We start from the raw sequence: 12,205 nt of genomic DNA on the forward strand, positions 1-12,205 counted from the left end.
AACATTGAAAAAATCATGGGGAGATTCCCCCCCCCACGATGGAGTGTTGGTTAACTATCAGTGTCGTGATTAATGTCGCCTGTGGGCGTGGAGTTACTGGCACTTCTGCCATGCAACAGCGCATAGAGCACAGGGAGTACAAACAACGTCAACAGGGTGGACGAGATAATCCCGCCGATCACCACGGTCGCCAGAGGACGCTGTACTTCGGCACCGGTGCCGGTATTGAGTGCCATGGGTACAAAGCCGAGGCTTGCTACCAGGGCGGTCATCAATACCGGCCGTAAGCGGATCAGGGCGCCTTCGACAATGGCCTTCATCAGGTCACCCTGCTCGTGCCACAGATCGCGGATAAAGGCGATCATCACCAAGCCGTTTAACACCGCCACCCCGGAGAGGGCGATAAAGCCAACACCCGCCGAGATCGACAGGGGCATGTCTCGCAGCCACAGGGACAGAACCCCGCCGGTGAGGGCCAGTGGCACGCCGGTGAAGATGATCAAGGCATCTTTGAGGGAGCCGAAGGCCATCACCAAGAGTGCGAGGATGATGGCGAGGGTCACGGGCACCACGATGGCAAGCCGCTGACTGGCGGACTGCAGTTGCTCGAAGGTCCCGCCGTAATCCAGCCAGTATCCGGCGGGTAGGTCCACGTCGTCCGCAATGCGCGCCTGTGCTTCCTCGACAAATCCGCCCAGGTCGCGGTCCCGCACGTTGGCGGTGACCACCACCCGACGCTTGCCGTTTTCCCGGCTGATCTGGTTGGGCGCCGGAGCCAGCTCCAGCTCGGCCACTTCCGACAGGGGCACATAGCCACCGTCCGGCAGGGGGACAGGTAGGTCCGCGAGGCTGTCCACATCCCGGCGGATGTCTTCGGGAAGACGCACCACCAACTGGAAGCGGCGGTCGCCTTCGTAAATCAGGCCGGCGTTTTCGCCCCCGACACCGGCTGCCACCAGATCCTGGAGATCATCCACGGTCAGCCCGTAGCGGGATAGCGCCATGCGCTTGGGGTGTACCGACAGCATGGGCAGGCCGGTCACCTGTTCGACCCGGGCATCGGCGGCGCCCTCCATGGATTCCACAACCTCAAGGACGTCGTTGGCCGATGCCAGCAGCTGATCCAGGTCATCGCCGAACACCTTGATGCCGAGGTCGGCGCGCACGCCGGAGATCAGTTCGTTGAAGCGCATTTCTATGGGCTGGGTGAACTCATACTTGTTGCCGGGAAGCATTTCCACCGCTGCTGCCATTTCCGCCACCAGTTCATCCTTGGTTTTGTCTGGGTTCGGCCATTGGCTGCGGGGCTTCAAGATAACAAAGTTGTCCGCTACGCTGGGGGGCATGGGGTCGGTGGCCACTTCCGGCGTGCCGATCTTGGCGAACACCTTGTCCACCTCCCCAAAGGCCTTCAGCCGTTCTTCCAGCTGCGATTGCATCTCGATGGACTGCTCCAACCCGGTGCCCGGGATGCGCAGGGCATGGAGTGCAATATCCCCTTCATCCAGTTGTGGAATAAATTCCGACCCCAGGGTGGTCGCCAGCCAGAGACAGACCGCTACCAGCGTGGTCGCGCCGCCCAACACCAGCCAGCGGAACCTCATAGCCACCCGCAGCGCAGGCCTGTAGAGCGATTTAGCACCGCTGATTACCGGGCTTTCCTTTTCGCTGATCTTGCCCCCCATAAAGACCGCAACAGCGGCGGGCACCACGGTCAGTGACAGCACCATGGCCGCCAGCAGTGCCATTACGACAGTGGCCGCCATGGGGTGGAACATCTTGCCCTCGACCCCGGTGAGAGCAAAGATCGGCAGGTACACCACAGTAATGATGGCGACACCAAACAGGCTGGGACGAATCACTTCGTTGGTGGCCTCGAACACCAATTGCAGACGTTCCTTGAGGGCCAACTGACCCTGGTGCTGGGCCTGGGACAGGCGCCGGATACAGTTCTCGACGATGATGACCGCGCCGTCGACGATCAGGCCGAAATCCAGCGCCCCCAGACTCATCAAATTGGCGGATACGCCAGACCGCACCATACCGGTGATGGTGGCGAGCATCGAAAGCGGAATGACAGCTGCCGTGATCAAGGCGGCGCGCAGGTTGCCCAGCAACAGAAACAGCACCACGATCACCAGCAGTGCCCCTTCAAGCAGGTTCTTCTCCACCGTGGCAATCGCCTTGTCCACCAGGGCTGTGCGGTCGTATACCGCCTCCACCTTGACGCCGTCGGGCAGGGAGGGCTGAATGGCCTCCAGCTTTTCGGCCACCGCCTGTGCTACCGCCCGGGAATTTTCCCCCACCAGCATCATGGCGGTGCCCATCACCGTTTCCTTGCCGTCGCGGGTGGCGGCGCCGGTGCGCAGCTCCTTGCCAATGGCCACTTCAGCTACATCGGCTACCCGGACTGGCACACCATCCCGGTTGGCAATCACCACCTGTTCAATATCGCCAATGGTGGCCAGCTGCCCGGGCGAGCGCACCAACAGCTGTTGGCCGTTGCGTTCGATATAGCCGGCGCCGCGATTGGTGTTATTGGCCCGCAGGGTGCTGACCAGTTCATCCACCGTGATGCCGAACTCCAGCAACCGTTGGGGCGACGGCGTGACGTGGTACTGCTTGTCGTAGCCGCCAATGGTGTTGACCTCGATCACGCCGGGCACCTGGGCCAACTGGGGTTTGATGATCCAGTCCTGGATCTCACGCAGTGCCGTAGCGTCCAGCGGACTGCCATCCGCTTGAGTGGCACCGGGCAGGGCTTCTACGGTGTACATGAAGATCTCGCCAAGACCGGTGGCGATGGGACCCATCTCCGGCTCCAGCCCGGGTGGCAGCGCGCTCTTGATGGCGCCCAAGCGCTCATTGATCAGGTTGCGGGCGAAATAGATGTCCGTGCCTTCCTCGAACACCACCGTGACCTGGGACAGGCCGTAGCGGGACAGGGACCGGGTATAGGACAGGTTGGGCAGGCCGTACAAGGCCGTTTCCACCGGGAAGGTGATGCGTTGCTCTGCCTCCAGGGGCGAATAGCCCGGTGCCTCGGTGTTGATCTGTACCTGGACATTGGTGATATCCGGCACCGCGTCGATGGGCAGGCGCTGAAAACTCCACACGCCCACGCCGACCAGCACCAGAATAAGGGATAACGTTAAAAACCGCCGCTCTACCGAGAAGCGTAAGATGGCGTTTATCATCAAAGCCTCCTGGGTTAGTGGTCGTGGGATGCGCCGGATTTTTCGATATCGGCCTTGATCAAATAACTGTTTTCCACCACATAGCGATCGCCTGCTTGCAGGCCGCCCAGCACCTCAGTCAGGTTGCCGTCGCTGCGGCCCAGCTCCAGTGGGCGGATCTCGTAGGTGTCATCCACCTGAATAAACACCACGGTCCAGTCCCGGAAGGATTGCAGGGCGCGGTTGTCAACCACCAAGGGGGCCTCCACCGTTTCCACCACGATATCCCCGGCCACCAGCAAACCGGGGGTCAGCAGTCCCTCGGCATTGTCGACTTCGACCCGGGCCAGGGTGTAGGGCGCGTTGCCGGGTGCCGGCAGCAGGTGGCGGATGGTGCCTTCCCGGTCAATGCCGTCAGCCTTCAGTCGGACTTTCTGGCCAATGGCAACCTCGGCCCGTTGGCCGGGGAAGACCTTGAATTCCGCCCACAGAGTGGTCAAATCGGCAATGGCGAATAGGGGTTGCTCCCCGGTCATTTCTCCGTTGCTGATCCGACGCTCAATGACGATCCCGTCGATGGGCGCTCGCAGTGCGTAGGTTTGCAGGCTTTCGTTGGACTCGACTTGAGCGAGCACGTCACCACGCTCGACCCGATCGCCCAGATTGACCTTCACCTGGCTGACCACGCCCGGGAAACGGGCGCGGATCCGGGCAATCTGCTGCGGTGCCGTGGTCAGGCTGCCGTAGGTGGTGAGGCTGCGCTCGATGGCACTCGGCCCGGCTGCGGCCGTTGTGATACCCGCTTTTCGGGCGATAGCCGGGGCGATCCGGGTGCGACCTTCGTGGGATTCCCAGTGCCAGCGGTAGTTCTTGCCGTCCATGGCGAGGCTCACTTCTACGTCGAAGGAGTGGGGTTCGGTCACCACGCCATCCCCCAGCCAGTAGTCCCCCTGGTAGGCGAAGTCGAAGGTGTCCACTTGCCCACCCAGGCGGGTGAGCTGGACATTGAGGTCAATATCATCAGTAACGGCGCGGCCATCCCTGGTGACCCAGGCCCGGTATTCCGGTGGGACCCCCTGCTCGAAGATCTGCAGTTCGACGGTGGCGTCGTTCTGTTGCAGCAGTATGCCGCCGTGAGGCCCCCTGGCCTCTGCCTGCGATTCGTCGTGTTGTTCCTCGGCAGCTTGTAAGGGGCTGATGGCAAGGCAGGTGGCCACCAGAATCAGACAGAGTTGTTTTATCAGTTGCATGGTGTGAATCCTGAATTTGTGGGTTAGCGCGTCGGGGCGCCCGGAACAGTCGCGAGTGGCTGCGCCGTAAGTTGTTCGATCAACGCCTGGTTGAGCAGCGCCGTGGTGGCGGCGTCGACCAGTGCCTCCCGTGCTGAGAGCAGCTCCCGCTGTGCGGCGGTCCACTCCACATAGCTGTAGCGGCCGTTTTCATAGGCTTCGCGGGTCTGAGTGAGTGCCTCGGTCAGGTCGGGAAGCATTTGGCTGCGAATCTGCTCAACAGTCTCGATGCTTTGTTGCCGCAAGTGGTAGGCGTCGAACAGGCGCGAATGGAGGCGCAGCAGGGTATCCTCCCGGCGGAATCGGACCTCATCCCGCGCCGCCAGGGCGGCCTGCACCTCGCCGCGATTGCGCCGTCCGGAAAAGAGCGGTACCGAGAGCCCAGCGGTCAAGGCCGTATCATCCGTCTCTTCGAAGCGCCGGATGCCGACCTGCCAACGGATGTCGCTCTCGGACTGGCTGCGCGCCAGCTGAATTTCCGCTTCGCGGATACGCTGTTCGCTGGCGTAGATTTGAATGGCCGGGCTGTCGCTGACCCGCTGGTACAGAGCAACGAAGTTGTCGGAGGAACCGAACTGGAACAGGTCGCCTTCCAGCATTTGAAAGTCCGGGCTGGTATCACCCCACAGGGAAGCCAGAGCCATTTTCCGGCTCTCGTAGGCGGCTCGCAGATGGGACTGCTCAATACGACTCTGGGTGAGCGCGGCCCTGGCGCGCAGGACTTCGGCCTGGGGCGCCGCGCCGCGGTCGGCGCGACGGGTGACGATCTCGTGGGTGGCCTCGGCCAGCGCCACGGCTTCAGCGGCGAGTTGGAGTTTTTCCTGCAGGGCCAGGGTGGCGACAAAGCGCTGGGTCACCTGTCCGAGCACATCCAGGGTCTCGGCCCGGCGCTCGGCCTCGACGCGCCCGTATCGTGAGTCAACCACGCTGACGCGGGCCTGACGCTTGCCGCCAAGTTCGAGAACCGATGACAGGGATAGGGTGTACTCTGCCCCGTCAACTCCTCGCAGATTGTCGCTGCCGAGGAAGTTTTCCACTTCCAGGCCGGCCTCCAGGGCAGGATTTTGATCTGCCGTAATGCGGCGGCCATCAAGGCCCTGAAGGCGAAAATCGAAGACCTGGAGGCCGGGGTTTTGCGCCATGGTCCGCGAGAGGGCCTCGGACAGAGTGAGCGGTTTCTCCCCGGCGTGTGCCAGGGCAGCACCGAATGCCAGCGCTAGAAGGGAAAAGGCATGGATAATAGAGTGGGACGGCATTGCGCGCCGCCCAGTTTTCATGGGCATTCTGAAAAGCATGAGGCTGCTCCTACGAAAGTCTAAATGACAGTTGTTCCCCGGGTGGGGAAGGTATTCGCAGGGTCAGGAAACGGGAGGGCGGAAAAGGGAGGATTGAACCCCGGTGGTGAAGTTGGCTTGGTAGTCGGACTGTACTATTCCCGCAGCCAAGCCGGAAATGTCTGTGAGGGTTCCCAGCAACACCATGTGAAAGCAGCTGTGGCTGTGATGGCCATGGTCCGCTGAATGACTGGGGCTGTCGGGAGACGACTTGGTTGCCTGATTTTCGCTGGAAAAATCCGCTGATTCGTGTGAATGCTCATCATAATGTGGCATTGCGGGGTTGTGCGGTTGTGCTTCATAGGCAATAGATGCCACTGACTGCAAAGCAATCAACAGCGTCATTGCGACTATGAAACAGCGTTTAATCATGCAAGTGGTCCCGGAATTTGATCGTGAGCCTAGCAGAAAGGCAACCACATAGAAAGGACTGGACTCCCATGGCGTTACGTGTGTCCGTAGTGCGCTGCCCTGAGTGGCGGGCGATTGCACCGACCAACCGCAGTTCGTCTATGTGGCTGCCGCCGGGGGCAGCCGGGCCGGGATCAATATGGCCGGCGGCGACGCTATGCTCGATCTTCGCGCCATGCCGGCGGTCATGGCGATGCGGGCCAATATGACCGTGCAGAAATTGGCTGAAGAGCTGTTTCCCTACCGGACCACAGTGGAAGGGCTCAAGCACTGCGCCCAGACTTTTACCAAGGACGTGACTCAATTGTCCTGTTGTGCCGGGTAAGGCTGCGTTCCCGGCTCAGTCGGAATGCCTGATCAGGTGCGGCAGCCAGCGCAGATACGCGACCATACCGAACAACTCGACCAGGGATTGGAAAACAATGACAACGACAGCGGCCCGCCAGGGTTCCGGCAGTGACAGGGCCAGTGGCAGCATAACGAAGGAGTTTCGGGTGCCAAAGCTGAAGGTGAGGGTGCAGCTGGTAGTGGGTGTGAACCCGAATAGTTCGCTGAGCCCCTTGCCGATAATGGCGGCGGCAACCAGGTAAAGTACAAAGACTAGGAGCGCGGACCACAGCAGGGCGCCATTGTCGATCACCAGGCTGACCTGGGAGCCGGCAATCAGAAACACCACCAGCGCCAGCAATGGCACGGGCAGACACCCAAGCCAGTCCACCAGTGTTTGCGCTCGCTGGTGCTTTTCCGTCAGCCGTTCGGTTAACCAGGCCAGGATCAGCGGAGTGACAATCAGTCCGAAGAAGGCTGGCAACAAGTGGCTGCCAACCGCCAGTTCAATGGCGATATTGCCCATGAAGAGCCAGATGTAAACGGGCAGCAAAATGAGCTGGACAATCAGGAGGATCGGCGCGGCCGCGATGGCCCGGGCACCGTCCCCGCCACCGAGATGGGTAAAACTGATAAACCAGTCCGTACAGGGTACCAGCAGTACCAGCAGCACGCTGAGACGAATAGCGGGATCATCCGGTAACAGCCACAATAGAAGACCAACGACCACTGGTATCAGAATAAAATTGCCCGTCAGCAAAGCGGCCAGAAAGCGGCGATCACGAAATGCCGACCTGAGATGTATCAGTGGTACCTGAGTGAAAGTGGTGTACAGGAGAACGCCCAGTGCGGGCCAAAGCAGCGCTTCCCAATGACGGGTCTGCTCTGATGACATCCAGCCGATGGTCATGCCGGCCAGGATGGCTAGGAGATAAAGCCAGACTTGATATCGCTCCAATTGTTCGCGCATTTAAGGCTGTTCCCGCTGTTTTTTCGAGGGCACGATAGTATCATTGGGGCGCAATGAACTCCCGACACTTGCCCTGAGCATTTCGGCAGGCTTCGAGGGGGACTGAAATCTCTTTAGGTTGGGTCGGGAGAGATACGGTAAAATGGTTAGCGTCAGCGTTATACCTTTTTTCTGACAGTAGCGGGGATGGGCGTCTCCACAGGGTTGGTGGCTTTTTACCCGGTTTGGCTGGTTCTGACCCTGTTGAGAGGAGCTGCCAGTAAAAAATGAAATTATTTTTAAGGAATTTCTGAGCATGGTATTTATCATGGTGTTACCGATTATCAGTATAATAAGCCGTTGAAAATAAAAGACAAAAATGGCTTATTGATAATAGAGTGGGAATAAGCGGCCGGGAGCTGTTTGACGGTGACGACAGCTGCTGAGGATGAGTTCTGGATGACCCGGGCACTGGCCCTGGCCAGCCAGGCGGATGCTGCCGGTGAGGTGCCGGTAGGAGCCGTGGTTGTGCTTGACGGCAAGGAAGTGGGTGCGGGCTTCAATGCACCGATTTCCGGCTGTGACCCCACGGCCCATGCGGAAATCCGGGCGTTACGGGATGCGGCGGCCCGGGTGGGCAATTATCGATTGGCCGGTGCCACCTTGTACGTCACCCTGGAGCCCTGCACCATGTGTGTCGGTGCGATCGTTCACAGCCGTGTTAGCCGGTTGGTATTTGGTGCCCTTGAGCCCAAGGCCGGAGCGGTGGAATCAGCCAGGCGAACCCTGGAAGAGTCGCACCTGAACTGGCGGGTAGAGGTTTCCGCTGGGGTGTTGGCAGAGCAATGCGGCCAGGTGATATCTGAATTTTTCAGCCGGCGTCGCCGTGAAATCCGGCAACGTCGCAAACAACACTCAGGGAAGGGAAGCGAAGCTCCATGAAAGTACTGGTAACGGGCGGTGCCGGGTACATTGGCAGTCACGTTGTGCGTCAGCTGGCGGCCGCAGGTCACGACATTGTCGTCTTTGATAATTTGTCTACCGGCTATCGCTGGGCCGTGACCGCCGGCGAGTTGGTGGTGGGTGATCTCGCCGATGAGCAGGCGCTTGAAGCGGTGTTCTCCGAACACAAATTCGAGGCGGTGCTGCATTTTGCCGCCAATATTGTGGTGCCGGAATCGGTTGCCAACCCCCTTAAGTATTACAGCAATAACACCCGTAACACCCTGAATCTTCTCAAGATGGTTGAGCGCCATCAGGTTCCCTACATGGTGTTTTCCTCCACCGCAGCGGTTTACGGCATGCCCGAACAAACCGTACTGACGGAAGGCCTTCCGCTGGCGCCCATCAACCCCTACGGTGCCTCGAAAATGATGAGCGAGCGCATGATGATGGACCTCGCCGCCGCCAGCAGTCTGAATTACGTGATCCTGCGCTATTTCAACGTGGCCGGTGCCAATCCGGACGGCTTGTTGGGGCAGGCAACGCCGGAGGCAACGCACCTGATCAAGGTAGCCTGCGAGTGCGTGACAGGGCAGAGAGATGGTATGAGCGTGTTTGGCACCGACTACGAGACCCGTGACGGTACCTGTATCCGTGACTACATCCACGTGGAAGATCTGGCCAAGGCCCATGTTATGGCGCTGGATTATATGGCCAAAGGTGGCGAGTCCCAGGTACTCAATTGCGGTTATGGCCGTGGTTTCACCGTGCGTGAAGTGATCGATGTGGTGAAAGCCGAGTCCGGCGTTGATTTCCCGGTACAGGAAACCGAACGCCGAGCCGGCGCCCCGGCCGCGCTGATGGCCGATAATACACGGATCAAGAGCGTGCTGGGCTGGCAGCCGGATTACGACGATCTGAATACCATTGTGCGGACCGCGCTGGCCTGGGAAAAGATCTGGCAGCAAAAGAAAGCAGGCCACTGACAGTTTTCATTCTAAATTTTCAGGAAGAGTTGCATGAAGATTACGATTTTTGGAACCGGTTATGTCGGGCTTGTGACCGGCGCCTGTCTGGCGGATGTCGGGCACCACGTGCTGTGCATGGACGTTGACCAGGGCAAGATCGAAAAACTGAAGAACGGCCAGATTCCTATTTACGAGCCGGGCCTGGACAACATCGTCAAGCACACCGTTGAGGCTGGTCGCCTGGCATTTACCACGGACACTGAAGAGGCGGTCAAACACGGCACTCTCCAGTTTATTGCCGTTGGCACGCCACCGGATGAAGATGGTTCTGCGGATCTTCAGTATGTTCTGGCCGTGGCGAAATCCATTGGCCAGCACATGGAGGATTACAAGGTGGTGGTGGACAAGTCCACCGTACCGGTCGGGACTGGCGACAAGGTCAAGGCGGCGGTTCGTGCCCAGTTGGACAAGCGGGGGCTGGAACTGGATTTTGATGTTGTGTCCAATCCGGAATTCCTGAAAGAAGGCGCTGCCATCAACGATTTCATGAAGCCGGACCGGATTGTGGTTGGCACCGAGAGCGAAAAGGCGGCGGATCTGTTGCGGGAAGTGTACTACCCGTTCAACCGCAACCACGATCGCATGATCTTCATGGACATCCGTTCTGCGGAGCTGACCAAGTACGCCGCTAACGCCATGCTGGCCACCAAGATCAGCTTCATGAACGAAGTGGCAAACCTGGCCGAGCGGCTGGGTGCGGATATTGAAGAAGTGCGCCGGGGTATCGGTTCAGATCCGCGTATCGGTTACCACTTTATCTACCCGGGTTGCGGTTACGGCGGTTCCTGCTTCCCGAAAGATGTGCAGGCCCTGGCCCGCACCGCCCGCGACTGTGATTACGAATCCAAGCTGCTGAATGCAGTGGAAGCCGTCAACTATGCCCAGAAGCACGTGCTGTTCGACAAGGTCTCGCATTACTTCCAGGGTGACCTGAAGGGCAAGACCGTGGCGCTGTGGGGGCTGGCGTTCAAGCCCAACACCGACGATATGCGCGAAGCGTCGTCCCGCACCCTGATGGAAGATCTCTGGAAAGCCGGTGCGAAGGTGCAGGCTTTCGATCCGGAAGCCATGGAAGAAACCCAGCGCATCTACGGGGATCACGAGGGACTGACTTTGTGCGGTACCAAGGAACAGGCGTTGAAGGGGGCTGACGTATTGGTGATCTGCACCGAGTGGAAAGAATTCCGGTCACCGGACTTTGATGTGATTGCCTCAACCCTGAGTGAGCCGGTGGTGTTTGATGGTCGCAATCTGTACGAGCCGGAAATGCTGGATCGTCATGGCCTGATCTACTACGCCATTGGCCGCGGCCGTAACCAGTTCCATTCAGCGGTCTGACGGTCGGGGAGGGGTGTTGATGTTCCAGCTTCACGAGCGTTTGGCGGCGGATACCCACAAGCTGGGGGAAAGCCGTCTGTGTGATGTCTTGCTGATGAACGACAACACCTGGCCCTGGGTTATCCTGGTACCCCGCATATCAGGCATTCGGGAAATCTATGAGTTGCCGAACGAGCAGCAGCAACGCCTGCTGTTCGAGTCCTCTGCATTGAGTGAGGGGATGATGCAGCTGTTTGGCGGCGACAAAATGAATGTGGCGGCGCTGGGCAATATGGTGCCGCAGCTTCATCTGCATCATATTGTGAGGTTTGAGGGCGATGCCGCGTGGCCCGGCCCGGTATGGGGCAAGCAGCCTCCTGTGCCTTACACAGAAGAGCAGCTAGCCAGTGTGAAAGCAAAGCTGCAGCCGCTACTTGAGCAACTTGCCTAAGCTTTAGTAGCTCAATCCAGACCCTGCTGCCACTGGGCCAGGGTCTGGGAACCTACCAGAATCATTCTCAGCTCGGTTTTCAGTTTCTGCTTGAGTTCTTCACGCTCTTTCGGGGTTGCATCCAGCGCCTCAGCGCCCTGATTGAAGACCAGTGTCACCATGGCTTCGGCGACAATCCTGGCTTCCGCAAGGGGTTTGTTCTGTTCGTCGGCAAACCGGCCAAGGTCGTCGGCCAGCTCCGTTACGAAATGGTCGATCTCTGCTTTCACCGCCGTCCGGAACGGCTTGGATACGCCGGTGCGCTCCCGCAGCATCAGGCGGAACAGGTTGGCGTTGTTGCCCAGGTACTCCATGAAGGTATCCACCGAAGTGGAAATCGCACTGCCGTCCCGGGCAATACGTTTACGGGCCTGGCGCATCAGCTGTCGCAGGGCCACGCCGCCTTCGTCCACCAGGGCCAGGCCAAGTTCGTCCAGCTCGGCGAAGTGCCGATAAAAGGAGGTGGGGGCAATGCCGGCCTCCCGGGCCACTTCCCGCAAACTCAGGCTGCCAAAGCCCCGGTCTGCGCTCAGCTGAGCGAGGGCGGCGTCCATCAGTGCGCGACGGGTTTTCAGTTTCTGTTCCGCTCGGGTGGCCAACGTCTTACTCCATGGTCCGGTCAAACCATGCATTCTAGCCCCCGGTTTTTTGATAGTCATCCCGCTGCCGGATATCCGGTGTCAATTCTGTTTCCGGACGCCTGATTTTCCCTGTCATTGTGTTTATAATGGGCGGCTTTTCGGCTTTGGCCGCTAACTTTGCAGCCAGCCCCAAGATGCGGCAAGCACGCTGGTGGGGATGGCTTTCCGAAACACGCTGTGAATACATCCATGTACGCTCGGCTTCGCCATCCATGGCTACCACGGTTTCGGAAAGCCATCCCCACCAGCGCGCCCAAATGCTTTGATTCAACGCGAACACATTCAGAACGAACGGGAACCG

Annotated in this window: 11 protein-coding genes and 1 pseudogene; 5 read left to right on the forward strand and 7 right to left on the reverse strand. The window is 59.4% G+C overall.

Translation table 11 applies throughout. The features are described from left to right. Positions 1-50: 50 nt before the first annotated feature. The 4 genes from ARC85_RS04100 to ARC85_RS04115 all read right to left on the reverse strand — a co-directional run bounded on the left by ARC85_RS04100 (position 51) and on the right by ARC85_RS04115 (position 6,171). Positions 51-3,197 (reverse strand): efflux RND transporter permease subunit, encoded by a 3,147-nt coding sequence (locus tag ARC85_RS04100; RefSeq protein ID WP_044629832.1) that lies wholly within the window; start codon positions 3,195-3,197, stop codon positions 51-53. Positions 3,198-3,211: 14 nt separating this feature from the next. Then, complete coding sequence (locus ARC85_RS04105) at positions 3,212-4,426, reverse strand: efflux RND transporter periplasmic adaptor subunit (RefSeq protein WP_009575228.1); 1,215 nt, start codon at positions 4,424-4,426, stop codon at positions 3,212-3,214. Between the two features lie 23 nt (positions 4,427-4,449). After that, complete coding sequence (locus ARC85_RS04110; RefSeq protein ID WP_227548807.1) at positions 4,450-5,721, reverse strand: TolC family protein; 1,272 nt, start codon at positions 5,719-5,721, stop codon at positions 4,450-4,452. A gap of 102 nt (positions 5,722-5,823) precedes the next feature. Continuing rightward, positions 5,824-6,171 (reverse strand): hypothetical protein, encoded by a 348-nt coding sequence (locus ARC85_RS04115; RefSeq protein ID WP_153740020.1) that lies wholly within the window; start codon positions 6,169-6,171, stop codon positions 5,824-5,826. Positions 6,172-6,277: 106 nt separating this feature from the next. Here ARC85_RS04115 and ARC85_RS04120 point away from each other — a divergent pair. Next, positions 6,278-6,535 (forward strand): annotated as a pseudogene (locus ARC85_RS04120) (mercury(II) reductase); the annotation flags it as partial. A 15-nt stretch (positions 6,536-6,550) separates the two neighbouring features. On the opposite strand, the gene ARC85_RS04125 reads toward ARC85_RS04120, so the two are convergent. Further along, on the reverse strand, positions 6,551-7,507 hold the full coding sequence (locus ARC85_RS04125; protein ID WP_153740019.1) for an arsenic resistance protein: 957 nt from the start codon (positions 7,505-7,507) through the stop codon (positions 6,551-6,553). Between the two features lie 408 nt (positions 7,508-7,915). Between ARC85_RS04125 and tadA the strand changes: the two genes are divergently transcribed. From tadA to ARC85_RS04145, 4 genes are read left to right on the forward strand one after another with little or no spacing between them, the layout of a single operon-like run. Further along, positions 7,916-8,428 (forward strand): tRNA adenosine(34) deaminase TadA, encoded by a 513-nt coding sequence (tadA, locus tag ARC85_RS04130; protein ID WP_286714336.1) that lies wholly within the window; start codon positions 7,916-7,918, stop codon positions 8,426-8,428. Then, positions 8,425-9,414 (forward strand): UDP-glucose 4-epimerase GalE, encoded by a 990-nt coding sequence (gene galE, locus ARC85_RS04135; RefSeq protein ID WP_286714337.1) that lies wholly within the window; start codon positions 8,425-8,427, stop codon positions 9,412-9,414. Before tadA ends, galE begins: the two co-directional genes overlap by 4 nt. 33 nt (positions 9,415-9,447) lie before the next feature. Continuing rightward, complete coding sequence (locus ARC85_RS04140) at positions 9,448-10,794, forward strand: UDP-glucose dehydrogenase family protein (protein ID WP_022991079.1); 1,347 nt, start codon at positions 9,448-9,450, stop codon at positions 10,792-10,794. A 19-nt stretch (positions 10,795-10,813) separates the two neighbouring features. Next, positions 10,814-11,224 (forward strand): HIT domain-containing protein, encoded by a 411-nt coding sequence (locus tag ARC85_RS04145; protein ID WP_153740016.1) that lies wholly within the window; start codon positions 10,814-10,816, stop codon positions 11,222-11,224. Between the two features lie 11 nt (positions 11,225-11,235). Here the strand turns inward: ARC85_RS04145 and fabR are convergent, their stop codons facing one another. Both fabR and ARC85_RS04155 read right to left on the reverse strand, forming a co-directional pair. Further along, positions 11,236-11,862 (reverse strand): HTH-type transcriptional repressor FabR, encoded by a 627-nt coding sequence (gene fabR / locus ARC85_RS04150; RefSeq protein WP_014421258.1) that lies wholly within the window; start codon positions 11,860-11,862, stop codon positions 11,236-11,238. A 34-nt stretch (positions 11,863-11,896) separates the two neighbouring features. After that, positions 11,897-12,175 (reverse strand): hypothetical protein, encoded by a 279-nt coding sequence (locus ARC85_RS04155; protein ID WP_286714338.1) that lies wholly within the window; start codon positions 12,173-12,175, stop codon positions 11,897-11,899. Between the last annotated feature and the right edge of the window lie 30 nt (positions 12,176-12,205).

The organism is Marinobacter sp. tcs-11 (assembly GCF_002049515.1).
GTDB classification, from domain to species: Bacteria; Pseudomonadota; Gammaproteobacteria; order Pseudomonadales; family Oleiphilaceae; genus Marinobacter; species Marinobacter nauticus.